Genomic DNA, 22,110 nt, shown 5'->3' with positions numbered 1-22,110 from the left:
TCGGGCTCTGCCCGGCTCTACGGCGCTTCCCTTCGATGGGTGCACGGGCGTCTGGCACAAGCCACGTAGCGCCGGGCTCTGCCCGGCTGCCTTTCGGGGGGTGCGCACGCTGCTGATACCAGCCGGGTAGAACCCGGCTCTACGGGTGTCGCGTGTAATCCACGAAGTCGAACGCGGCCGAATGCCGTGCGTCGGCCGGGTGGTGCTCGCGTGCCACTTCCACCCACAGCGCCGGGTCGACCGGCGGGAAGTGGGTGTCGGCGGCCACCGTGGTGTCCACCCAGGTCAGGTGCAGGTCGGTGGCCTGGGCCATCGTCAGGCGATACACCTCGCCCCCGCCGATCACACACAGTTCGTCGGCACCGCTGGCCGCGGCGAAGGCCAGCGCGTCGTCCACCGAGGCCACCGCCTGCATGCCCTCGAACGGCACCTGGCCGCTGCGGGTGAGCACCAGGTTGGGACGCCCCGGTAGCGCGCGACCCAGCGACTGCGCCGTCTTGCGCCCCATCAGGATCGGCTTGCCCAGGGTCAGCGCCTTGAAGCGTTTGAGGTCATCGGGCAGCTGCCACGGCAACTGGTTGTCGTGGCCAATGCCGTGGCTGCGGTCCAGCGCGGCGATCAGCGACAGCTGGATCGCCGTCATACCGCCACCGGCGCCTTGATCGCCGGGTGCGGGTCGTAACCGTCGATGCGGATGTCATCGAACTGGAAGCCGAACAGGTCGGTGACCGCCGGGTTCAACCACAGCTGCGGCAGCGCGCGCGGCGTGCGCGACAGCTGCTCGCGCGCCTGCTCAACGTGGTTGGAATACAGGTGCGCGTCGCCCAGGGTATGCACGAAGTCGCCCACGCCCAACCCGGTGGCCTGCGCCACCATGTGGGTGAGCAGCGCGTAGCTGGCAATGTTGAACGGCACGCCCAGGAAAATGTCGCCGCTGCGCTGGTACAGCTGGCAGCTGAGCTTGCCGTCCACCACGTAGAACTGGAACAGGTTGTGGCACGGCATCAACGCCATCTGCGACAGCTCGCCCACGTTCCAGGCGCTGACCACCAGCCGCCGCGAATCAGGGTTGCGCTTGATCTCCTCCACCAGCCACTGCATCTGGTCGATGCTGCCGCCATCGGCGGTGGCCCAGCTGCGCCACTGCTTGCCGTAGATCGGGCCCAGGTCGCCGTTGGCATCGGCCCACTCGTCCCAGATGCGCACCTGGTTGTCGGTGAGGTAGCCGATGTTGGTGTCGCCCTTCAGGAACCACAGCAGCTCATGGATGATCGAACGCAGGTGCAGCTTCTTGGTGGTGACCAGCGGGAAGCCGTCGCCCAGGTTGAAGCGCATCTGCCAGCCGAACACGCTGCGCGTGCCGGTGCCGGTGCGGTCGGACTTCTCGGTGCCGTTCTCCAGCACGTGCTGCAGCAGGTCCAGGTACGGCTTCATGCCTTGGCCCCCGCAGTCTGCACCGGCAACTGCGGCTGCAGCACCGGGGCGCGGCGCGACAACGCCAGCAGGACCAGGCCGAAGGCGATCAGCGGCACGCACAGGATCTGGCCCTTGGTCAGCCAGCCGAAGGCGACGTACACGCCGTTGTCGGGCATGCGCACGAACTCCACTGCGAAGCGGAAGATGCCGTACAGCAGCGCGAACAGGCCGGCGATGACGTAGCGGTGGCGCGGCGTGGCCGACACCGCCCACAGCACCAGGAACATCACCAGGCCTTCCAGCAGCGCTTCATACAGCTGCGAGGGATGGCGGGCGTATGGGTTGAGCGCGCCGGTGGCGAACTGCGCCTTCAACGTGGCCAGGTCCAGCCCGTTCAACGGCGCCGGCAGGCCACTGGGAAACACCACGCCCCAGTTGCCGCCGGTGTACTTGCCCCACAGCTCGGCACCGATGAAGTTGCCGACGCGGCCGAAGCCCAGGCCCAACGGAACCAGCGGGGCCACGAAATCCAGGGTATCGAACAGGTGCAGGCGGTGCTTGCGCGACCACCACCACGCGGCGAACAGCACGCCCAGCAGGCCGCCGTGGAAACTCATGCCGCCGTCCCACACCTTGAACAGCAGCAGCGGGTTGTGCAGGAAATCGCCCAGCGCATAGAACAGCATGTAGCCCACGCGCCCGCCCACCACCACGCCGAGCATGGCGTAGAACAGCAGGTCGGAGAAACCGTCGGCATTCACCCCCGGCAGGCGCCCGGCCGCGATCCGCTTGCGCCCCAGCCACCAGGCGGCGGTGAAGCCGAGCAGGTACATGATGCCGTACCAATGCACTTTGACCGGCCCAAGCGAGATGGCGATGGGGTCGATGTCGTGGAAATAGATCATGAAGGACGCCTTGCAGGGATGCAGATATTCTAGCGCCGCCCGGGAGCGGCCTCGCGGCGGCCCCGATCGCGCGATTGCCGGGCTTCAGCCCAGAATCTGCGGCGTGTTCGGCAGGCCGTCATCCTGTGACCCCGGAACCGGCGGATAGTGCCCGGCCAGCAGGTCCGATACCTCCTCGATGGCCAGCAGTACCGCGTCCTGCAACGCACCGTCGCGCAGGCGCTGCTGCATGTGGGCGCAGATGGCCGCCCATTGCGCCTCGCCCACCTTGCCGCGCAGGCCGCGGTCGGCGACCAGCTCGATGGCGTGGTCGGCCAGCAGCAGGTACACCAGCACGCCGTTGTTGTGTTCGGTATCCCACGTGCGCAGCTGCGCGAAGGCATGCTCGGCGCGCTGGCGGGGGCTGACCCGCTGCCACAGTGCCAGCAGTGGCAGGTCCGCTTCCACCGCAAACATCACCTGGCCACCGTGCCGGCGCTCGCCCGCGGTGATCGCGTCGGTGATCGCCTGCAGGCGTCCGGGCGGGAACGCGCGCCGCACCGAAGGGGAAAACACGTGCCGAAGCCAGCGCATCACCAGCCTCCCGAGGCGCCACCGCCCCCTGAACGTCCACCGCCGCCGCCCCAGCCGCCGCCACCGCCGCCGAAGCCACCGCCGCCGCCCCAACCACCGCCGCCACTGCCCCAGCCTCCACCACCGCCCCAGCCGCCATTGCGCGCGAACGCGCCGGCCCGGCCCGAGGACAGGCCGACGAACAGGCCGATCAGGCCGGCCAAACCACTGGCCAGCCACAACGAGGTGAACAGGAAGGCGACCACCGCCGCGCCGCCGCCGCCCAGCAGCGCGCGCACCGGGCGCGGCAGCCAGCCGAGGATGGCGCGCAGGAAGCTGCCGACGAAGAAGCCGATCACCAGCGCGAAGGTCCAGCCGCCGCCATCGGGGTTGGGGCTGGCGCGGTGGGTGCTGACCGGCGCCGGCAGTGCCTCGCCGTCGATCAGTTTGACCAGCGCGGCGCTGGCATCGGCCAGGCCGCCGGCGTAGTCGTTGGCGCGGAAGCGCGGGGCCAGGTACTCCTGGATGACGCGGTTGGCGATGGCGTCGGGGATCGCCCCTTCCAGCCCGTAACCGGGTTCGATGCGAACCCGGCGGTCGTCCTTGGCCACCACCAGCAGCACGCCGTCGTCCACGCCCTTGCGGCCGATCTGCCACTGCTCGAACACCCGCTGGGTGTACTGCTCGATCGACTCGGGCGCGGTGCTGGGCACCATCAGGATCTGCAACTGGCTGCCCTTGCGCTGCTGCAGGGCCAGGGCCTGTGCCTGCAGCGCCTGGACCTGGGCGGCGTCCAGGGTGCCGGTGGTATCGACCACCGGCGAGGACAGCGGCGGGATCACCGCCTCGGCTTGGGCAACAGCCGGCCCGGCCAGGCAAAACCCGGCCAGCACCAGACCGCGCAGCAGGCGAAGAAGGCGCATCGGGTTACTGCGCCGGGGCCTGCTGCGGCTGCGGCTGCGGCTGCGGCGCGGGGGCCGGGGCCGGCGCCTGCGAACCGAACTTGACCGCCGGCGGCTGGGAGATCTGCGCTTCGTTGTCCACGGTGAAGTTCGGCTTGACCTGGTAGCCGAACAACTTGGCGGTGATCAACTGCGGGAACTGGCGCAGGAAGGTGTTGTAGTCCTGCACCATCTGGATGTAGCGGCCACGCGCCACGGTGATGCGGTTCTCGGTGCCTTCCAGCTGCGCCTGCAGGTCGCGGAAGCCCTGGTCGGACTTGAGGTTCGGGTAGTTTTCGGTGACCACCAGCAGCCGCGACAGCGCGCCGCTCAGTTCGCCCTGGGCCTGCTGGAACTGCTTCAGCGAGTCCGCATCGTCGGCGTTGACGTTGATCTGGCCCACCCGCGAACGCGCGTTGGTCACGTCGGTGAGCACCTGGCGTTCCTGGTTGGCATAGCCTTCCACGGTCTGCACCAGGTTGGGAATCAGGTCGGCGCGGCGCTTGTACTGGTTGAGCACTTCGGCCCAACCGGCCTTGACCTGCTCATCCTTCTGCTGGATGGCGTTGTAGCCGCAACCGGACAACAGGGCGGCCAGCACGGCCAACAGCAACAGGCGGGAGAACGATCGCATGGCCGGCTCCGGATCTCGATGAACGGGACCCGGAGCATGCCACGTTTGCGGTAAAGCCGATGTGGGTAACGGCGGTTGGTCGGTACCCACGGGTTGCCGACCCGGGTCGGCACCCACGGAACACCGACCAACGGTCGGTATCTACCAGTTGCCGGCGCCCGGCACGTTATGGGCCACGGCACGGCGGCGCATCAGCAGGTTCAGCCATTCGACCAGCACCGAGAAGCCCATCGCCGCGTAGATGTAGGGCTTGGGCACGTGCACGCCCAGACCGTCCAGGATCAGCACCGCACCGATCAGCAGGATGAAGGCCAGGGCCAGCATCTTCACGGTCGGGTTGGCGTCGATGAAGCGGCCCAGCGGGTTGGCCGCCAGCAGCATGACCGCCACCGACAGCAGGATCGCGGCCACCATCACCGGCACGTGGTCGGCGATGCCGACGGCGGTGATCACCGAGTCCAGCGAGAACACGATGTCGATCACCGCGATCTGCGCGATGACCATGCCGAACACGGCCGAGGCCTTGGTGGTGGTGGGGTCTTCGTCTTCGCCGCCGGTGATCAGCTCGCGGATTTCCATGCCGCCCTTGATGATCAGGAACAGGCCGCCGAGGATCAGCACCAGGTCGCGGATGGAGATGCCGATACCGGCCACGGTGAACAGGTTCGCTTCCATGTGCGCCAGGTAGGCCAGCGACACCAGCAGCAGGATGCGGGTGATGCAGGCCACCGCGATGCCGAGCTTGCGCGCGAACGGACGGCGCGACTCGGGCAGCTTGCTCACGGCGATGGAGATGAAGACCAGGTTGTCGATGCCGAGCACGATTTCCAGGGCGCTCAGCGTGAACAGGGTCAACCAGACGTTGGGGTCGGACAGCAACTCAAGAAACATGGACATGGATCCTTACAAGGGGGAATGCGCCGTGGGGGCAGCTCAGAAGAAGCGGGGCAGCAGGACCAGGCCCCAGCACAGCAGTACGTTCATCATCAGCACGAACACGGCCGCCGAGCCCATGTCCTTGGCGCGCCCGGCCAGTTCGTGGAATTCGGCGCCGTAGCGTTCGATCACCGCTTCGATGGCCGAGTTGGCCAGTTCCATGGACAGCACCAGCAGCATCGAGCCGATCATCAGCGCGCGCTCCACCGGGGTCTGGCCCAGCCACAGGGCCAGCGGGGCCAGCACCACCAGCAGGTAGACCTCCAGGCGGAACGAGGACTCGTGCAGCCAGGCGGCCCGCAGACCCTGCCAGGACCACACCGCCGCCTTGAAGATGCGCCGGGGGCCGCGCGGCATGTGCCCGATTTCGTCAGCCACGGGGGCACGCTCCATCACGCAGGGCGGGCCGGGACACGGGGAACAGCGCGCAGCAAGGGGTCATGGGCAGGGCTGAATGGGCAGGCAATCCGTCATTTTGCCACAAGCCTGTCGCACCTTCGTCGGAGGCGGCCGGGGCCGGGGCGTGCTAGTGACGGGCCCGGCGCCGGCAACGCGTGGCGCACAGCCCCGCCACGGCGGGTAAAGCGGTGCCGGTCACCAGCTTCTATGATGGGGTTTCAACCGAACCGGGCGCTCGATGGGGCGCCATGCCGAGGAGTCTGCCGATGCGTTACCGCTGCACCCGCCCCCTGTTGCTCGCCCTGGCGCTTGGCGCCGCCCTGCCCGCGTTTGCCCTGTCCCCGGCCAAGCCGCCGCAGGTGCCGGCGCAGGTGTCCAACGTGGCCTGGGCCCAGGACATGGCCGCTTTCGCCAAGGCAGACGCCACCACCCCGCCGCCGCGCGGGGGCATCGAGTTCATCGGCAGCAGTTCGATCCGGATGTGGGACACCCTGGCCGCCGACTTCCCGGGCCAGCCGGTGTTCAACCGCGGCTTCGGCGGTTCGGAAGTGCGCGACAGCACGTGGTACGCCGGGCAGGTGGTGGTGCCGTACGCGCCGTGCAAGGTGTTCTTCTACGCCGGCGACAACGACCTCAACAGCGGCCGCAGCGCGGTGCAGGTGCGCGACGATGTGCTGGCGTTCGTGCAGCGGGTACACCGCGATCTGCCGAAGACGACGGTGGAGTACATCTCGATCAAGCCGAGCCCGTCGCGGGCGAACCTGTTGCCGGCGATCATCGAGGCCAACGCGATGATCAAGGCGGCGCTGGCCAAGCTGCCCAATACGGGCTACACCGACATCTACACGCCGATGCTGGGCAGGGATGGGCAGCCGCGCGCGGCGTTGTTCCGCGAGGACATGCTTCACATGACGTCGGACGGGTATGCGATCTGGCGGGCGGCGTTGGCGCCTAAGGTGTCATGCGATTGAAGCAACGGCTGAAGCCGGTTTGCTGAGGGGTGGCCGGGGTGGGTGAGGTGGCGGGACACGCCGTAAATCCATCCCTGGAGGCTCGTGGGCGCCATCCATGGCGCCCAACGGTCCCGCCACCTCACCCACCCCGACCCTCGACAGTAGGTCGGCGCGTTGGGGAAAAGAGGAAGAGCGTGCCGACCAACGGTCGGCACCTACCACGGCGGGTGTGCGTTGTCGGAAACGATCCGCGAACGCGTTTGCCGGAAACCATCCGGCAACACACCCGGTAGAGCGGACCGTTGGTCCGCTGCCTGGATCGGTAGAGCGGACCGTTGGTCCGCTGGCCGCGCGCGGCGCGGCAATGATCAACACGCGAAAAAGATGCCACCGGAACAACACCGGTAAAGCCGAGCCATGCTCGGCTGCTCCTGCCCTCCCCACCCGGCCCGACCCACACGCAGAAAAACAGAACCAGCAGCCGTTGCCCTGAAACTCCCTACCGGTACAACACAGCCGCCTGCGTGCCCTGCCCCAACTCGCTGTCCAGACGCACCTCCCACCCGAACCGGTCGCACAACCGCCGCACGATCGACAGCCCCAGCCCCGTGCCCTGCGGCCGCGTCGGCTCGGCCCGGTAGAACGGCTCGAACGCCCGTCCCAACGCCTCGGCCGACATCCCGATCCCGGTGTCGCGCACCACCACCCGATCGTCCAGCACATCCACATCGATGCGCCCCTCGTCGGTGTAACTGCAGGCGTTGCGCAACAGGTTGCTCACCACCACCTGCAGCACCCGCGGCGGTGCGTGCAGCTGCACCGGGCCTGCGCTGTGCAGGTAAATCTCCACCGGCCGACCCGCCATCAGCTCGCGCGCGTTGTCCACCTCGTATCGCACGATCTCGTTGACGTCGAACAGTTCCACCTGCGGCTCCACGTCCGCCTCGCGGGCCAGGATCAGGAAGGCGTCGATCACCGCCTCCATGTCGCGGCCTGCGCGCTGGATGCGGTTGAGTCCGCGGCGCAGGCGCGGCGTCAGCTCCTGGTCGCCCAGGGCGATATCGCTGGCGACCCGGATCACGGTCAACGGCGTGCGCAGCTCATGGCTCGCATCCCGGGTGAAGTTGCGCTCGCGTGCCACATGCGCGGTGACCCGCGTGGCCAGCGAATGCAGCGCCGCCGCCAGCTGGCGCGTCTCGCCCTGCATGTCCGCCGGCAACTTGTCCGGTGCCAGATCCGCCGCTTCCGGATGCCCCGGGTCCCAGCGCGACACCCGCCGCGCCAGCCAGTTCACCGGCGACACCAGGCGCTTGGACGCCCGATAGGTCACCCACGAGGCGCCATACACCGCCAGCAACGTCAGCAGCACCGGCACGATGCCGAACCAGAACGCCAGCATCTCCGCGCGCGAGCGCAGGAACACCAGGTACAGCCGCCCTTCCGGGCGCGCGTCCACCAGCACCAGCTGGTCGTCTGCTTTCAGTTCGTGGAAGCCCGGCGGCAGCGCGCGCAGGTTGGCCGGCAGGCTCAACGGCGAACGCCCGGTTTCGAGCAGGTAGCCGCGGATGTTCTGCGTGTTCGGCGGCGGCTGCATCGGCGAGGCGTCGTAGAGCTGCCAGTAGTACGTCGCCTCCTCCTTCAGCGCGCTGCTGACCAGGCTGTGCTTGATCACCAGCGACACCAGCCATGCGCCCAGCAGGATGCCCAGGCTGGCCAGCACGGCTTGAAGAATGAAGACGATGCGTATCTTGCGCGGCAGACCGTGCGGCATTACGGGGTCCAGGGCGGTTCGCCGCGATTATAGGGAAGCGCGCCGTGATTCCGTCGTGCAAGAAACGACAACGACCCGCAAACACGCGGGTCGTTGTCTCGATCGGGGCCGTTCACGGCCCCTCCGGTCATGCGCCAGCCACTGCGATGTGCATCAGCTCATCGGCTGGGCGATGTCGGCGATGCGGTAACCCGCGCTCTGCACGGTGTGCAGCAGGGGGCGGTCGAACGGCTTGTCGATGATCTTGCGCAGGTTGTACAGATGGCTGCGCAGGGTGTCCGAGTCCGGCAGGCCATTGCCCCAGATCTCGCGCTCGATTTCCTGGCGGGTCACCACGCGGGGCGATTCGCGCATCAGGATGGTCAACAGGCGCAGACCGATCGGCGACAGCTGCAGTTCGGTGCCCGCGCGGGTGGCCCGCATGCTCACCGGATCCAGCACCAGGTCGGCCACCTTGAGCACTTCCGAGCCCACCTGGCGACGTTCGCGACGGATCAGGGCACGCAGGCGTGCCTCCAGTTCCTGGATCGCGAATGGCTTGGTCAGGTAATCGTCGGCGCCAAAGCCCAGGCCGGTCAGCTTGTCGTCCAGCGTATCGCGCGCGGTCAGCATCAGCACCGGGGTCGACTTGCGGGCGTCGTTGCGCAGCCGGCGGCAGACTTCAATGCCGTCCAGGCGCGGCAGCATCAGGTCCAGCACCACCACGTCATAACTGTTCTCCGCCGCAAGGCGATAGCCGTCCAGCCCGTCCTGGGCATAGTCGACTTCGAACCCGCGGCCTTCCAGATACTCACCGATCATCTCGGAAATATTGCGGTTGTCCTCGACCACCAGCACCAGGCCGGAGGTCTCCTTTGTCTGACGCATGGGATTCCCTCTTTCTTCAGCTTTGTGAAACATGCCGCATCGGCAGTGGAGGCGGTGTGAAGTCGCTCACACCGGAATCGAAATCGTTGTCAGAGCAGGGGTTTGAGGTGCGGCCAGACGTTGTCCAGCACCCGCGGCTGGGCCGCGGCGGTGGGATGCAGGCCGTCGGCCTGCATCAGCCCCGGCTGCAGCGCCACGCCGTCCAGCAGGAATGGCAGCAGCGGCACCTTGTACTGGCTGGCCAGGCCGGCATACACGTCCTTGAGGCGCTGGCGGTAGGCCGGGCCGTAGTTGGGCGGCACATCGATGCCCAGCAGCAGCACCTTCGCGCCAGCCGTCTGGCTGGCCACGATCATCTTCTCCAGGTTGCCGCGCAGCTGCACCGGGGTGAGCCCGCGCAGCGCGTCGTTGCCCCCCAGCTCGATCACCACCACCGCCGGGCGGTGCTTGGCCAGCAGGCCCGGCAGGCGGGTGAGCGCGCCGGCGGTGGTCTCGCCGCTGATGCTGGCGTTGATGATCGCCGGGGCCGGCTTCACCTGTTGTTTGACCCGCTGCTGAAGCAGGTTCACCCAGCCCGTTTCGGCCGGGATATTGTGGGCAGCACTGAGGCTGTCGCCGACCACCAGCACCGCGTTGGCCGGGGCGGCACCTTTGGCACACGCCAGCAACGGCGCCAGCAGCAATGCTGCCAGCATCCAGACCATCAGGGCCGCGCGGCCCTTCCACATCGCTCGGTACATTGGAGAATCCTCATCGACAGCCTGTCCCCCCGCAGCGCGTCCGTCGCCATCGCCGCCCATGACGTGGGCAAATCCGCGCGTGGCCCGGAGGGTGAAGTCCACATACTGGACAACATTGGCATGACCGTCCATGAAGGCGAGAGCATCGCCATCGTCGGCGCTTCAGGTTCCGGCAAGACCACCCTGCTCGGCCTGCTGGCCGGACTGGACCTGCCCAGCCGCGGGCGGGTCACGCTGGCCGGGTCGGACCTCAATGCCCTGGACGAGGAAGACCGCGCGCAGCTGCGCGCCCGCGAAGTGGGCTTTGTGTTCCAGAGCTTCCACCTGCTGCCGGCGCTGACCGCCGAAGAAAACATCGCACTGCCGCTGGAGCTGGCCGGGCGCGAAGATCCCACGCGCGTGCGCGAGGTGCTGGCGCAGGTGGGGCTTACCCATCGCGCCCGCCACTACCCGCGCCAGCTGTCCGGCGGCGAACAGCAGCGCGTGGCCCTGGCACGGGCATTCGTGGCCAAGCCGCGCATCCTGTTTGCCGATGAGCCCACCGGTAGCCTGGACCAGGCCACCGGCCAGCAGATCAGCGACCTGCTGTTCGCCCTCAATGCCACCAGCGACACCACGCTGGTACTGGTCACCCATGACCTGCGCCTGGCCCAGCGCTGCCAGCGCATCTACCGGCTCGATGGCGGGCGGTTGGTGGACAACGCGGCCGGCGTGTCCGCATGAACGTGGTCACGCATGCCGCGCGCGCCCTGCGCCGCGAATTCCTTGCCGGTGACCTGCTCACCGTCTTCGCCGCGCTGGTACTCGGCGTGGCGGTGATGACCGCGGTGGGCACGCTGGTCAACCGGGTTACACTGGCCCTGACCGGCAGCGCCGCCGAAATGCTGGGCGGCGACCTGGGCCTGAACGCCCGCGACGACATTCCGCAGGCCTTCGCCGATGCCGCGCGCGAACGTGGGTTGGCCAACACCCGCATGGTCAGCTTCCCCACCGTGCTGTTCCATGGCGAGGCCAGCCAGATGGCCAACATCAAGGCGGTCAGCGACGGCTATCCGCTGCGCGGGCAGCTGCTGGTCAGCCGCGGCCTGCGGGGCGGCACCCCTGAACCGGCCGGCGCGCCGCCTGCCGGGCAGGCCTACGCCGATCCGCGGCTGATGCAGGCGCTCGGCCTGACGGTGGGCGACGCGCTGGAGTTCGGCGCGGGCAGCCTCACCGTTACCCGCGTGCTGCAGGCCGAACCGGATACCTCCGGCGAGCTGATGCAGCTCTCTCCGCCGCTGCTGGTCAACCGCGCCGACGTCGACGCGGCCGGCCTGCTCGGCCCCGGCAGCCGCGCCTCGTACCGGATGATGTTTGCCGGCGCACCGGACGCCATCGCCGACTTCCGCGCGTGGCTGGCGCCGCAGGCCAAGGGCTACCGCATCGTCGGCATCGCCGACACCCAGCGCGGCGTGCGCGGTGCGTTCGACCTGGCCGGCCGCTTCCTGTCGTTGGCCGCCCTGCTGGCGGTGCTGCTGGCCGGCGTGGCCACCGCGCTGGCCGCCAACCGGTTCGCACTGCGCCGGATCGACCAGGTGGCCATCCTGCGCTGCCTGGGCGCGCGCCAACGCGACATTCTCAGCGCCATGGCGCTGCAGCTGGTGATGCTGGCGGTGCCGGCGTGCCTAGTCGGGATCGGCTTGGGCATGGCCGCGCAGGCCGGGCTGGTGCAGGCGCTGGGCGGGTTGATTCCCAACCGCTTGCCGCTGCCGCAGGCCACCCCGGCGCTGAGTGGCGCGGGTATCGGCCTGGTGCTGCTGCTGGGCTTCGGCCTGCCGCCGCTGCTGCGGCTGCGCCGGGTGCCGCCGATGCGCGTGCTCAACCGCAGCTTCGCCGCCCTGCCGCCGAGTTCGCTGCTGGTTTACGTGGCCGCGCTGGCCGCCACGGTGGCGCTGACCGTGCAGGCCACCGGCGATGTGAAGCTGGCCGCCTGGGTGCTGGGTGGATTGGCCGCCCTGGCCGCCCTGGCCGGCGCGCTGGGCGCGTTCCTGCTGTGGCTGCTGCGTGGCCTGCAGCCGCGCCTGCGCGGGCGCTGGAAGCTGGGCCTGGCCGCCCTCACCCGCCGCCGTGGTCTGGCGGTGCTGCAGCTGGTGGGGCTGTCGCTGTCGCTGTGCGCGCTGTTGCTGCTGTCGGTGATCGGGCCGGGGCTGCTGGCGCAGTGGCGCGACCGCCTGCCGGTGGACACGCCCAACTACTTCCTGATGAACATCCAGCCCGAGCAGCGCGACGCCGTGCTGACCACCCTGCAGGGGCTGGGCGTGGCCGCGCCGGGGATCGAGCCGTTCAGTACCGGTCGCCTGCTGGCGGTCAACGACCGGCCGCCGCAGCGGCAGGAACGGCAGGACAACAGCAACGACGACGATGATGCCAACCGCCCGGTCAACTTCTCCTGGCGGCATGATTTCCCGCCGGCCAACACGCTGCTGAGTGGTCGCTACTGGGCCGTCGGCAGCACGGCGGCGGAGGCCTCCATCGAACAGGGCTGGGCCGAGCGCTATGGGATGAAGCTGGGCGACACGGTGACGCTGCAGATGGGCGAGCAGCAACGCAGCTTCACGGTGACCAGCATCCGCAAGGCCGACTGGGATTCGTTCCGGGTCAACTTCTTCCTGCTGCTCAACGAAGGGGCGGTAGGCGATGCGCCCTACAACCTGATCACCGCCTTCCACCTGCCACGTGCGCAGGCCACGCAGCTGGCCGCGCTGACCCGCGATTACCCGAACATCTCGCTGCTGGATATCGACGGAATCCTGCAGCGGGTACGCGAGGTGGTGGACCGGGTGACCCAGGCGGTGCAGCTGGTGATGGGCTTCAGTCTGCTGGCCGGGCTGCTGGTGCTGCTGGCGGCGCTGCAGGCCACGGCCGGCGAGCGCCGTTACGACAGCGCGGTGCTGCGCACGCTGGGGGCCACGCGCACCCAGCTGCGCGGGGCGGTGCTGGTGGAATTCGGCGCGCTGGGGCTGTTGTCGGCGCTGCTGGCGGTGGGCGCGGCGGCGCTGCTGGGCAGCGTGGTGGCGCGGCAGGTGTTCGAGCTGACCCTGAGCCCGCCGTGGGGACCGCTGCTGGTTGGCGGCGTGATCGGGGTGGGCCTGAGCATGCTGGCCGGCTGGTGGGGCACGCGGCGGATCCTGCACACCCCGCCGGCGCTGGCATTGCGCGAGGTGTGAGGCGGGCGCGGCGCTCAGGCCGCGTCGCGACCGACCGTGGGTCGGTTGGCGTTTGAAGCGCAGCCACGCATGGCGTGGTTCTGCCGGGGTTGGTCGACTGCACTCCAGAAAAAAGAAGCGTCTCCGATCGGGGCGGTCGCGAGCGTGAGGGCCCCGTAGCAGCCGCTAGGCCCCTGGCGCAAATGTCCCCCGGCCGCGGGGCGGCCTCCTCCTTTATTTTGCCCAGGGGCCTACCGGCTGCTACGGGGCTCGGCTTGCGGAAGAACCAAGCAGAATTCTCTGGCGCCGTCGGTGGGTCGGGCGCTGGGCTGCCATGCCCTTGGAGGCGAAATAAAGGAGGAGGTGGCGGCCGCAGGCCGACGCCGGAGGACATTCGCCGGAAAGGGCATGGGGGCCCAGCGCCCGACCCGCCGACGGCCGCGTCTGGAAAGCGCCAAGGCACGTTTCTGCCTGCCCCTCAGATGGGCGAAGAACCTCTTTTTGGCTAAGCGGGTGGGCGAACTCAGCGGGCGGCGTCGGCCGGTGCCTTTTCCACCCACTGCTTGAACACCGCGTCGATCTGCGCGTCCTTCACTTTCTTGCCGTCCTGGAGATCCTGGGCCTGGGTGAACAGCGGAATGATCATCGCCATCCCGTCCAGCTTCGTTTTCAGGTGCACGCCCGGCGCCTGGCCCAGGAACCCGTCCCAACGCTGGCGCACCTTGGCCCAGTAGCCGGCGGTGGCAGTCCAGTAGTCGTAGGCCGGTTTGAAGTCGACCTCGGTGGTTTTGGTGTAGTCGTTGAAGCCGAACTCGCGCGCGATCTCCTGCTGGCTGCCGTCGGCGTTGCGCAGGACCTTGGTGTTGAACTGCTCGTGCGTCCATCCGTTCGGCGTCAGCGTGTGCCGGTTGACCACCGCCAGCGCGTTGTAGTCGCTGCGGCGGGTGTACTCACGGCGCGGCAGCGGGCGCCAGCTCAGGTCGCTGGTCCACGTCGCCACGCCGTTGTCGTAGACCCAGGTGCCCGTGCCGCAGTAGCGCGGCGCATCGCTCACTTCGTACACGCACTGGGTCCAGGCACCGGCGTTGACCGCGGCCGCAATGGTGCGCACCTGCCAGGTCTGGTCGGCACTGAACTCGAACCGGTGCGGTGCTTCGTACACCCAATCCTGCCGCCAGTGCTTGGTCACATGGCCGCTCTTGGGATCCACCAGCAGGTGCTGCAGGACCACCCGCGTCGGGCTGTCCTCCACCACGATCACCACCTCGTTGCCGCCGCTGCGCACGGCCGGCGCGCGCTCGTAACCCGGCTTCAACAGCACCGTCTCGTCGAAGGCGAAATCGACTACGTATTCGCCCTTCATCGCCACGATGCTGTCGTGGTCGCGCTGCAGGTTCGAGGGCTGGGCGTGGGCCATACCACTGCCGGCAAGCAGCAGGCACGCACTGGCTATCTGGTGTTTCATCCAAGGAGTTCCTTCAAGGTTGGCTTGCATCGCATCGTGTTGGTTACAGCCGCACCAGCGGCGGCGCACTGCGGTCCAGTGGCGTCGGCGCCTGGCGCGCCGCCGTGGCGCAGCAGCAGTCGTCGACCCACAGCTCACCGTCTGCGCCTTCCACCCGTGCAATCCGCCGCGCCGCCGTCGCACCCAGTGCCGACAGCGAGGCCAGGCTGGCCGACAGCCCCTGGCCGTCGTTGGCATGCAGGCGCAGCGCGCACATCCGCCATGGCTCGCCGCCCAGGCGCGTGGCCAGCCGGCGCCACAGGCGCTCGGCCACGCCGCCATCGTTGACCGGCTCCGGGCGCGCCGGGAAGGCCGTCACCAGCCGGTCCCAGGCCAGGAAATCGCTGTCGGGCAGCAGGTACAGGCGCCAGCAGCAGCGTCCGCGCGCATCGGCGAAGCACAGGCTCTCGCGGATGCCCTCGCTGTCCATGCCCTGGCAGGCATGGGCCGACACCGCGTGCTTCCAGCCGCCCAGCTCGCTGCTGTCGGGCCGGTACAGGCACAGCACGGTGCCCAACGCCGCCAGCTGCGTTGGCGATGGCAACGGTGCCGTACTGCGTGCACCGGCGAACGTACGTACGGCAGACAGGGCTCGGCTCATGGCGGCTACCAGCTCACGGCTAGGCTGGCCGACACGGTGCGGCCAGGGTTGGTGAAACGATCGGCCACGCTGCTGGTGGACACCAGCGACGAGGTGATCCCGGAATAGTCGATGTAACGGCGGTCGCCGAGGTTGAACACCCCGACGTTGATCTTCGCGCCTGGCGCGAAGTCCCAGTGCGCCATCAGGTCCAGCACGCCGTAACCGGCCGGGGCGAACGGCGTGGTGTTGGCCACGGCGGCCGGCGGCAGGCGGTCCTTGCGCCGGGCGAAGGTGCCCACCAGTTCCACGCCCCAGCGGTCGCGGTCGAAGGCCAGGCCCACGGTGCCGCGCAACGGATCGATGGTCGACAACGGCACGTCTTCGGTCTTGTTCTGGCCGTGTGCCCACGCCACCGAGCCGTTCAACGACCAGCCGTCCAGCGCGCTGCTGAGCTGGCCGAACTCGACCCCGGCCTTCAGCTCGGCGCCGTAGATGTCCGCGTCGGCCACGTTGCGCGACTGGAACACCTGCAGGCCCTGGTTGTTGAACCCGACAAAACCCTGCGACTCGATGAAATCCTTGTAGCGGTTGTAGTAGCCGCTGACGCTGGCATACGCGGCCGCGCCGATGAAGCGCACGCCCAGTTCCAGGCCATCGCTGGTTTCCGGCTTGAGGTCCGGGTTGGGAATGGCGGTGTAGCCGAACTGCACGTTGGTGAAGCCCAGGTTGACGTCATTGAACGGCGGCGAGCGGAAGCCATGTGCGTACCCGGCAAACAGCGACCACTGGTCGGCAAAGCGCCAGACCAGGCCCAGTTTCGGCGACACACTGGTCTTGGTCAGGTCCGACACGGCCACGCCGGGGTTGTCGGTGCTGAAGATGCCATCGGCTTCCGGGCGCAGTTCGTAATGGTCCACGCGCACGCCGGGCACCAGCGACAGGCGTCCGTCGGCGAAGCGCATTTCATCCTGCACGTACAGGCCCAGCTCGGTGGTCTTGCTGATCGGGAAGTCGCGCACCGGGAAGGTGTCGGGCAGGATCGTGGTGTTCACCACGCCCTTGGCGTTGACCTGGAAGCCGTCGCGCTTCTGGTGGGTCTCCGTCCAGGTGCCTTCCAGCCCGTAGGTCAGTGCATGCTCGACCGACCCGGTCTGCAGGCCCTTGTGGAACACCGCCTGCAGGCCGTACACGCGCTGGTCGAAATTGAATTCGCGCTCGCGGCGGCTGGCGTTGTCGCCGCTGCCCCGGTTTTCATAGGTGCGCTGGGTGGTTTCGCTGTCCTGCCGGTACACCTGCCAGGACAGGTCATCGGCGAAGCCCTGGCCCAGGTTGTCCATCTCGTGGCCGAACGACACGCGGGCCCGGGTCTGGTGGTCGCGCGCCTTCATCGCGGTGGTGGTCGCGGCGGCGATCACCGGCGCAGGGGGCGCCACCGACGACAACACGTTGGTGTCCACGCTGTCTTCGTTGCCTTCCACGGTCAGCTTGAAGCGCTGGTCTTGGCTGGGCGCAAACACCAGCTTGCCCAGCACGCTGCGACCGTCGCGGTCCTGCGGGTTGGCCGCGGTGCGGGTGCTGTCATTGCTGCGCCGGTCGCCCATGCTTTGGGTTTCCTGGCCCTGGCGGTGGTTGACGTTGACCATGCCGCTCCAGCGGTCGCCGCCGAAGGCGGTGGTGACGCTGCCCAGCAGCCCGTCCCACTGCCCGTCGTAGCCAAACTTCAGGCCGACGTAGCTGTTTTTGCCGTCCTTCAGATAATCGGCCGGGTCCTTGGTGACAAAGGCGACCACGCCGCCCAGGGCGTCCGACCCGTACAGCGCGCTGGCGGGTCCGCGCACGATTTCCACGCGCTTGAGCGTTTCCAGATCGGTGAAGTTGCGGTTGGCATCGGAGAAGCTGCCGATCGCGAAGGCCTTGGGCATGGCAATGCCGTCGGTCTGGATCAGCACGCGGTTGCCGTCCAGGCCACGGATGCGGATGCCGCCCAGGCCGAACCGCGCCGGGCTGCTGGTCACCGACAGGCCCGGTTCGTAGCGCACCAGGTCTTTGAGGTCGCGCACCAGGTGGTTGTCCAGCTGCTCGCGGTCGATCACATCGACAGTGGCCGGCACGTCGCTCAGCGCGCGTGCGGTGCGCGTGGCGGTGACCTGCACGGGATCGAACTGGCGCGCGTCGGGTGCAGCATCAGCATCGGCAGCCGCATGCGCGGCCATCGGCAAGGCCAGCCACAAGGCGGCGCTCAGGGCAGTCGGACGGTTCTTCATGGAGGGCGGGCGATTGGCGTGACGCGGAAGGAGACCCCCGACCGACGCCAGCGACCCAAGCCGCTGACGAAGAATCGAGGGGGAGAGAGCGGTGGTGCACGCGTGCCCGCCGGGTCCGGGGGGAGGTGCGGACCCGATGGGCCATGCGCGGGCGGGTAGCGGTGCAGCTGGGCTGCCTGGCGGTAGACAGCCGACCAACGGTCGGCTCTACCCGGCTCTATTTGGTCAGGATCAGCTTGTCGTTGCTGGTATGGCGCAGGCGGTAGAAGCGGTCGCCGTGCTGGATCAGGATTTCGCGGCGTCCCTTGAGCAGGGCTTCGCTGTCGATCACTTCTTCGGGCGGGACCACGCGCACCGGACGGTCGCGGAGGGTCAGCGTTTCGGGGCGCAGCAGTACAGCAGCTTGAGTGTTCATTCGTCTGGACTCGTGCGAGGGGCGAGTCAAATGATAATGATTCTCAGTTGACAATCAACAACCATTCTCACTTTGATTGATGGCATTGATGATTGATTTTCTCTTTTCGATTGATCGTATCAATCGAAAGGTGCGCACGGACCGTCGGTAGAGCCGAGCGTTGCTCGGCTGGGCCACCGGGATGTCCGGGTTGCTCGGCCCATCCAGCCGGGCAGAGCCCGGCTCTACGGGGATCCTGATGCAAGCCGGGCAGAGCCCGGCTCTACGGGGGCTGGTTTCAGCCGGGCAGAGCCCGGCTCTACGCGGGGCGCGCCGGGACGCGCGTCAGGCGAAGATCGCCTCTACCTGCTGCCAGGTGGCCTCGTCCACCTGCGCCAGCAGGTCCAGCGCGCCCAGGTTCTCTTCCAGCTGGCTGACCCGGCTGGCGCCGAGGATCACGCTGGAGACATTCGGGTTGCGCAGGCACCAGGCGATGGCCAGCTGCGCCGGCGACAGGCCCAGGCCGGCGGCCAGCGCGGTGTAGCGGCGGACCTTGTCCAGCCGGTTGCCGGCCGGGTCCAGCACCATGTCCTTGAGCCAGCCCATCTGTTCCTGGCCCAGCCGCGACTGCGCGTCCACGCCGTCGTTGTACTTGCCGGTCAGCAGGCCCGAGGCCAGCGGCGACCAGATCGTGGTGCCCAGGCCCGGGTCGGCGTACAGCGGGGCGTACTCCTGTTCCACGCGCTCGCGGTGCAGCAGGTTGTACTGCGGCTGCTCCATCGAAGGCAGGTGCAGGTGCTGCGCGCGCGCCACGGCCACGGCCTCCTGCAGCTGGGCCGCCGACCACTCCGAGGTGCCCCAGTACAGCACCTTGCCCTGGCGGATCAGGGTGTCCATGGCCAGCACGGTCTCGGCAATGGGGGTGTCCGGGTCCGGGCGGTGGCAGTAATACAGGTCCAGGTAGTCCACCCGCAGCCGCTTGAGCGCGGCGTGGCAGGCGTCGGTCACGTGCTTGCGCGACAGCCCGTGCTGGGTCGGGCGCGGGTCGTCCACGGCGCCGAAGAACACCTTGCTGGACACGCAGAAGCCGTCGCGCGGCAGGCGCAGGTCGGCGATCACATCGCCCATCACCTGTTCGGCCCGGCCGCGCGCATAGCCCTCGGCATTGTCGAAGAAGGTGATGCCGTGGTCCCAGGCGCTGGCGACCAGATTGCGGGCCTCGTCGCGGCCGATCTGGTCGCCAAAGGTGACCCAGGCCCCGAAGGACAGGGCCGACACCTTCAGGCCGGTGGATCCAAGACGTCGGTATTGCATGGGATTGTCCTCTGCTGCAGGCCCGCAACCGGGCCGGAACGGTGCCGGCCAGTGTAGCCGCCCGCCGCCCGCAAACCCTTGCCGATGCTTGCCCGATCACGGCCGATCGACCCGCAGACGCCGCTTTTCCTTGCCCCGCCCCTGCCACCGCTATAGGCTTCCCGTTTTTCGCGGCACCCCCAAGGGAAGTCTCATGGTCGAAGGTTTGGGCAGGATTGGCTTCGGCCTGTTCGGGTTGGCGGTGCTGATCGGCATCGCGTGGCTGTTCTCGAACAACAAGCGCGCTGTGGACTGGCGTCTGGTGGTAACCGGCATCGCGCTGCAGATCGCCTTTGCGGCGGTGGTGCTGCTGGTGCCCGGTGGCCGCGACGTGTTCGATGCGCTGGGCAAGGGCTTCGTCAAGATCCTGAGCTTCGTCAACGAAGGCTCCAAGTTCATCTTCGGCAGCCTGATGAATACCGAGCAGTTCGGTTTCATCTTCGCCTTCCAGGTGCTGCCGACGATCATCTTCTTCTCGGCGCTGATGGGGGTCATGTACCACCTCAACGTGATGCAGGCGATCGTGCGCGGCATGGCCTGGGCCATCACCAAGATCATGCGCGTGTCCGGTGCCGAAACCACCAGCGTCTGCGCCAGCGTCTTCATCGGCCAGACCGAGGCGCCGCTGACGGTGCGCCCGTACATCGCCAAGATGACCCAGTCCGAACTGATCACGATGATGATCGGCGGCATGGCGCACATCGCCGGCGGCGTGCTGGCGGCCTACGTGGGCATGCTGGGCGGCAACGATCCGGTGCAGCAGGCCTTCTACGCCAAGCACCTGCTGGCGGCCAGCATCATGGCGGCCCCGGCAACCCTGGTGGTGGCCAAGCTGCTGGTGCCCGAAACCGGCACCCCGCTGACCCGCGGCACGGTCAAGATGGAAGTGGAGAAGACCTCCAGCAACATCATCGACGCCGCTGCGGCCGGTGCCGGCGACGGCCTCAAGCTGGCGCTGAACATCGGTGCGATGCTGCTGGCCTTCATCGCCCTGATCGCCCTGCTCAACGCCCCGCTGACCTGGCTGGGCGAGATCAGCGGCCTGCAGGCCATGATCGGCCGTCCGACCGACCTGTCGACCATCTTCGGCTATGTGCTGGCCCCGATCGCCTGGGTCATCGGTACGCCCTGGGCCGATGCCACCACGGTAGGCTCGCTGATCGGCCAGAAGGTGGTCATCAATGAGTTCGTGGCGTACTCGGAGCTGTCCAAGATCGTCAACGGCCAGGTGCCGGGCATGAGCCTGTCGTCCGAAGGCCGCCTGATCGCCACCTACGCGCTGTGCGGTTTTGCCAACTTCAGCTCCATCGCCATCCAGATCGGTGGTATTGGTGGGCTGGCCCCGGAACGCCGCCACGACCTGGCCAAGTTCGGCCTGCGTGCGGTGCTGGGCGGCACCATCGCCACCTTCATGACGGCGACCATTGCCGGCGTGCTGACGCATTTCAGCTGATATCCGTTCTTTGAGAAACAGTCTTTATGAGTAGCAATGTCGTCGTCGTCGGTTCCTTCAACGTGGATCATGTCTGGCGTTGCGAGTCGCTCCCGGCTCCGGGCGCGACCATCGCCGGGCGCTACAGCACCGGCCCCGGCGGCAAGGGCTTCAACCAGGCCGTGGCCGCGTGCCGCGCTGGCGCCGCCACCACCTTCCTGTGCGCGCTGGGCGACGATGCCGGCGGTGCGATGGCACGTGGCCTGGCCGCGCAGGACGGCTTCGCGCTGACCGCCGAGGCCAGCACCGAGCCCACCGGCACCGGTGGCATCTACGTGGATGCCCGCGGCCGCAACACCATCGTGATCGGCCCGGGCGCCAATGCCGCGCTGAGCGTGGACTTCGTGCAGGCCCAGCGCGAGCTGCTGGGCGGCGCCAAGGTGGTGCTGGCCCAGCTGGAATCGCCGGTGGAAACCATTGAAGCGGCGCTGGCGCTGGCCCGTGAGGCCGGTGTCACCACCGTGCTCAACGCGGCCCCGGCCGACGCCCCGTCCAGCATCGGCCTGCTCAAGCTGGCCGACGTGCTGACCCCCAACGAGACCGAGTTCGCCGCCCTGCTCGGCCGCCACGTGGGCGAGCGTGTGGATGCCAACGACGTGGCCGCGCTCGACGGTGCCAGCCTGCATGCGCTGTGCCGCAAGCTCACCGGCACCGGCACCGTGGTGGTGACGCTGGGTTCGGTGGGCGTGTTCGTGTCCCACGCCGAAGACAATCCGCGCGGCGATACCCAGCCGTACTACCGGGTGGGCGCCGAGCAGGTGCAGGTACTGGACACCACCGGTGCCGGCGATGCCTTCAACGGCGCCCTGTGCGCCTCGATCGCGCAGGACCCGGACGCGGCCTTCATCCGCCACGTGCGTTTTGCCAACCAGTTCGCCGGCCGCTCCACCGAGAAGGAAGGCGCCGCCGTGGCGATGCCGCACTTCACCCCGGGTGATGTCGAAAGCAAGTAAGCGTCACGGTTGCGTAATACCAAGGCCAGCGTTCGCGCTGGCCTTTTTTTTAAGCCTGCGTTGACCCTTTGCAGGCGCGGTTGTTGGTGGGTCGGTCGCTGGGCCCCGATGCCCTTTCCGGCGAATGTCCCCCGGCGTCGGCCTGCGGCCGCCCCCTCCTCCTTTATTTCGCCTCCAAGGGCATCGGGGCCCAGCGACCGACCCGCCAACGGCCACCAAAAGAGCACGGCTTCTCGCTTGCACCGCAAGCCGAGCCCCGTAGCCGCCG

21 protein-coding genes are annotated in these 22,110 nt (G+C 68.3%); 5 read left to right on the top strand and 16 right to left on the bottom strand.

Translation table 11 applies throughout. The features are described from left to right. Positions 1-139: 139 nt before the first annotated feature. The 8 genes from ACZ0AE_RS03430 to ACZ0AE_RS03395 all read right to left on the bottom strand — a co-directional run bounded on the left by ACZ0AE_RS03430 (position 140) and on the right by ACZ0AE_RS03395 (position 5,762). The gene (locus ACZ0AE_RS03430; RefSeq protein WP_463602055.1) at positions 140-634 is read right to left on the bottom strand and encodes a dihydrofolate reductase; all 495 of its coding nucleotides are present in this window, start codon (positions 632-634) and stop codon (positions 140-142) included. A 5-nt stretch (positions 635-639) separates the two neighbouring features. After that, positions 640-1,434 (bottom strand): thymidylate synthase, encoded by a 795-nt coding sequence (locus tag ACZ0AE_RS03425; protein WP_141059154.1) that lies wholly within the window; start codon positions 1,432-1,434, stop codon positions 640-642. Beyond that, entirely contained in the window at positions 1,431-2,321 is an 891-nt protein-coding gene (gene lgt, locus ACZ0AE_RS03420) for a prolipoprotein diacylglyceryl transferase (protein WP_463600405.1), read from the bottom strand. Before lgt ends, ACZ0AE_RS03425 begins: the two co-directional genes overlap by 4 nt. Positions 2,322-2,405: 84 nt before the next feature. Next, the gene (locus ACZ0AE_RS03415; protein WP_038690433.1) at positions 2,406-2,894 is read right to left on the bottom strand and encodes a TPM domain-containing protein; all 489 of its coding nucleotides are present in this window, start codon (positions 2,892-2,894) and stop codon (positions 2,406-2,408) included. After that, complete coding sequence (locus ACZ0AE_RS03410; RefSeq protein ID WP_463600404.1) at positions 2,894-3,796, bottom strand: TPM domain-containing protein; 903 nt, start codon at positions 3,794-3,796, stop codon at positions 2,894-2,896. Before ACZ0AE_RS03410 ends, ACZ0AE_RS03415 begins: the two co-directional genes overlap by 1 nt. Before the next feature lie 4 nt (positions 3,797-3,800). Beyond that, positions 3,801-4,448 carry a LemA family protein gene (locus tag ACZ0AE_RS03405; RefSeq protein WP_463600403.1) on the bottom strand — a complete coding sequence of 216 codons (648 nt, stop codon included), beginning with the start codon at positions 4,446-4,448 and terminating at the stop codon, positions 3,801-3,803. Positions 4,449-4,589: 141 nt separating this feature from the next. Further along, positions 4,590-5,339 (bottom strand): TerC family protein, encoded by a 750-nt coding sequence (locus ACZ0AE_RS03400; protein WP_038692483.1) that lies wholly within the window; start codon positions 5,337-5,339, stop codon positions 4,590-4,592. 42 nt (positions 5,340-5,381) lie between these two features. Beyond that, on the bottom strand, positions 5,382-5,762 hold the full coding sequence (locus ACZ0AE_RS03395) for a diacylglycerol kinase (protein ID WP_038692485.1): 381 nt from the start codon (positions 5,760-5,762) through the stop codon (positions 5,382-5,384). A gap of 287 nt (positions 5,763-6,049) precedes the next feature. Between ACZ0AE_RS03395 and ACZ0AE_RS03390 the strand changes: the two genes are divergently transcribed. Beyond that, positions 6,050-6,754, top strand: a complete 705-nt coding sequence (locus ACZ0AE_RS03390; protein ID WP_463600402.1) for an SGNH/GDSL hydrolase family protein — start codon at positions 6,050-6,052, stop codon at positions 6,752-6,754. A 481-nt stretch (positions 6,755-7,235) separates the two neighbouring features. On the opposite strand, the gene ACZ0AE_RS03385 is transcribed toward ACZ0AE_RS03390, so the two are convergent. From ACZ0AE_RS03385 to ACZ0AE_RS03375, 3 genes are all read right to left on the bottom strand, one after another. Further along, on the bottom strand, positions 7,236-8,507 hold the full coding sequence (locus tag ACZ0AE_RS03385; protein WP_463600401.1) for a sensor histidine kinase: 1,272 nt from the start codon (positions 8,505-8,507) through the stop codon (positions 7,236-7,238). A gap of 153 nt (positions 8,508-8,660) precedes the next feature. Then, positions 8,661-9,374: a response regulator transcription factor gene (locus ACZ0AE_RS03380; RefSeq protein ID WP_019182442.1), complete on the bottom strand. Its 714-nt coding sequence runs from the start codon at positions 9,372-9,374 to the stop codon at positions 8,661-8,663. Between the two features lie 89 nt (positions 9,375-9,463). Continuing rightward, entirely contained in the window at positions 9,464-10,114 is a 651-nt protein-coding gene (locus ACZ0AE_RS03375; RefSeq protein ID WP_463600400.1) for an arylesterase, read from the bottom strand. A gap of 120 nt (positions 10,115-10,234) precedes the next feature. On the opposite strand from ACZ0AE_RS03375, the gene ACZ0AE_RS03370 reads away from it, so the two are divergent. Continuing rightward, complete coding sequence (locus ACZ0AE_RS03370) at positions 10,235-10,837, top strand: ABC transporter ATP-binding protein (RefSeq protein ID WP_038690444.1); 603 nt, start codon at positions 10,235-10,237, stop codon at positions 10,835-10,837. After that, positions 10,834-13,320 (top strand): ABC transporter permease, encoded by a 2,487-nt coding sequence (locus tag ACZ0AE_RS03365; RefSeq protein WP_463600399.1) that lies wholly within the window; start codon positions 10,834-10,836, stop codon positions 13,318-13,320. Before ACZ0AE_RS03370 ends, ACZ0AE_RS03365 begins: the two co-directional genes overlap by 4 nt. A gap of 502 nt (positions 13,321-13,822) precedes the next feature. Here the strand turns inward: ACZ0AE_RS03365 and ACZ0AE_RS03360 are convergent. The 5 genes from ACZ0AE_RS03360 to ACZ0AE_RS03340 all read right to left on the bottom strand — a co-directional run bounded on the left by ACZ0AE_RS03360 (position 13,823) and on the right by ACZ0AE_RS03340 (position 19,358). Continuing rightward, positions 13,823-14,764 carry a DUF6607 family protein gene (locus ACZ0AE_RS03360; RefSeq protein WP_463600398.1) on the bottom strand — a complete coding sequence of 314 codons (942 nt, stop codon included), beginning with the start codon at positions 14,762-14,764 and terminating at the stop codon, positions 13,823-13,825. Between the two features lie 43 nt (positions 14,765-14,807). Continuing rightward, on the bottom strand, positions 14,808-15,404 hold the full coding sequence (locus tag ACZ0AE_RS03355; RefSeq protein ID WP_463600397.1) for a Hemin transport protein: 597 nt from the start codon (positions 15,402-15,404) through the stop codon (positions 14,808-14,810). 5 nt (positions 15,405-15,409) lie between these two features. Then, entirely contained in the window at positions 15,410-17,650 is a 2,241-nt protein-coding gene (locus ACZ0AE_RS03350; RefSeq protein WP_463600396.1) for a TonB-dependent hemoglobin/transferrin/lactoferrin family receptor, read from the bottom strand. A gap of 217 nt (positions 17,651-17,867) precedes the next feature. Further along, on the bottom strand, positions 17,868-18,065 hold the full coding sequence (gene hemP / locus ACZ0AE_RS03345) for a hemin uptake protein HemP (protein WP_019182448.1): 198 nt from the start codon (positions 18,063-18,065) through the stop codon (positions 17,868-17,870). Between the two features lie 324 nt (positions 18,066-18,389). Further along, positions 18,390-19,358, bottom strand: coding sequence for a potassium channel beta subunit family protein (locus tag ACZ0AE_RS03340; protein ID WP_463600395.1), 969 nt, complete (start codon positions 19,356-19,358; stop codon positions 18,390-18,392). Between the two features lie 193 nt (positions 19,359-19,551). Between ACZ0AE_RS03340 and ACZ0AE_RS03335 the strand changes: the two genes are divergently transcribed. Beyond that, positions 19,552-20,850, top strand: coding sequence for a NupC/NupG family nucleoside CNT transporter (locus ACZ0AE_RS03335; RefSeq protein ID WP_038690453.1), 1,299 nt, complete (start codon positions 19,552-19,554; stop codon positions 20,848-20,850). A 26-nt stretch (positions 20,851-20,876) separates the two neighbouring features. Beyond that, positions 20,877-21,842 (top strand): ribokinase, encoded by a 966-nt coding sequence (locus tag ACZ0AE_RS03330; protein WP_463600394.1) that lies wholly within the window; start codon positions 20,877-20,879, stop codon positions 21,840-21,842. Positions 21,843-22,110 lie beyond the last annotated feature (268 nt).

This window comes from Stenotrophomonas sp. AC248 (assembly GCF_979258185.1).
The sequence above is the reverse complement of the archived record's forward strand: the minus strand, read 5'-3'. Positions and strand labels throughout refer to the sequence as shown.

Excerpts from the sequence above, each read along its gene's own strand:
- ACZ0AE_RS03425 (WP_141059154.1), bottom strand. The coding sequence starts at position 1,434 with ATGAAGCCGTACCTGGACCTGCTGCAGCACGTGCTGGAGAACGGCACC.
- lgt (WP_463600405.1), bottom strand. The coding sequence starts at position 2,321 with ATGATCTATTTCCACGACATCGACCCCATCGCCATCTCGCTTGGGCCG.
- ACZ0AE_RS03415 (WP_038690433.1), bottom strand. The coding sequence starts at position 2,894 with ATGCGCTGGCTTCGGCACGTGTTTTCCCCTTCGGTGCGGCGCGCGTTC.
- ACZ0AE_RS03410 (WP_463600404.1), bottom strand. The coding sequence starts at position 3,796 with ATGCGCCTTCTTCGCCTGCTGCGCGGTCTGGTGCTGGCCGGGTTTTGC.
- ACZ0AE_RS03405 (WP_463600403.1), bottom strand. The coding sequence starts at position 4,448 with ATGCGATCGTTCTCCCGCCTGTTGCTGTTGGCCGTGCTGGCCGCCCTG.
- ACZ0AE_RS03400 (WP_038692483.1), bottom strand. The coding sequence starts at position 5,339 with ATGTTTCTTGAGTTGCTGTCCGACCCCAACGTCTGGTTGACCCTGTTC.
- ACZ0AE_RS03390 (WP_463600402.1), top strand. The coding sequence starts at position 6,050 with ATGCGTTACCGCTGCACCCGCCCCCTGTTGCTCGCCCTGGCGCTTGGC.
- ACZ0AE_RS03385 (WP_463600401.1), bottom strand. The coding sequence starts at position 8,507 with ATGCCGCACGGTCTGCCGCGCAAGATACGCATCGTCTTCATTCTTCAA.
- ACZ0AE_RS03380 (WP_019182442.1), bottom strand. The coding sequence starts at position 9,374 with ATGCGTCAGACAAAGGAGACCTCCGGCCTGGTGCTGGTGGTCGAGGAC.
- ACZ0AE_RS03375 (WP_463600400.1), bottom strand. The coding sequence starts at position 10,114 with ATGTACCGAGCGATGTGGAAGGGCCGCGCGGCCCTGATGGTCTGGATG.
- ACZ0AE_RS03370 (WP_038690444.1), top strand. The coding sequence starts at position 10,235 with ATGACCGTCCATGAAGGCGAGAGCATCGCCATCGTCGGCGCTTCAGGT.
- ACZ0AE_RS03365 (WP_463600399.1), top strand. The coding sequence starts at position 10,834 with ATGAACGTGGTCACGCATGCCGCGCGCGCCCTGCGCCGCGAATTCCTT.
- ACZ0AE_RS03360 (WP_463600398.1), bottom strand. The coding sequence starts at position 14,764 with ATGAAACACCAGATAGCCAGTGCGTGCCTGCTGCTTGCCGGCAGTGGT.
- ACZ0AE_RS03355 (WP_463600397.1), bottom strand. The coding sequence starts at position 15,404 with ATGAGCCGAGCCCTGTCTGCCGTACGTACGTTCGCCGGTGCACGCAGT.
- ACZ0AE_RS03350 (WP_463600396.1), bottom strand. The coding sequence starts at position 17,650 with ATGAAGAACCGTCCGACTGCCCTGAGCGCCGCCTTGTGGCTGGCCTTG.
- hemP (WP_019182448.1), bottom strand. The coding sequence starts at position 18,065 with ATGAACACTCAAGCTGCTGTACTGCTGCGCCCCGAAACGCTGACCCTC.
- ACZ0AE_RS03340 (WP_463600395.1), bottom strand. The coding sequence starts at position 19,358 with ATGCAATACCGACGTCTTGGATCCACCGGCCTGAAGGTGTCGGCCCTG.
- ACZ0AE_RS03335 (WP_038690453.1), top strand. The coding sequence starts at position 19,552 with ATGGTCGAAGGTTTGGGCAGGATTGGCTTCGGCCTGTTCGGGTTGGCG.
- ACZ0AE_RS03330 (WP_463600394.1), top strand. The coding sequence starts at position 20,877 with ATGAGTAGCAATGTCGTCGTCGTCGGTTCCTTCAACGTGGATCATGTC.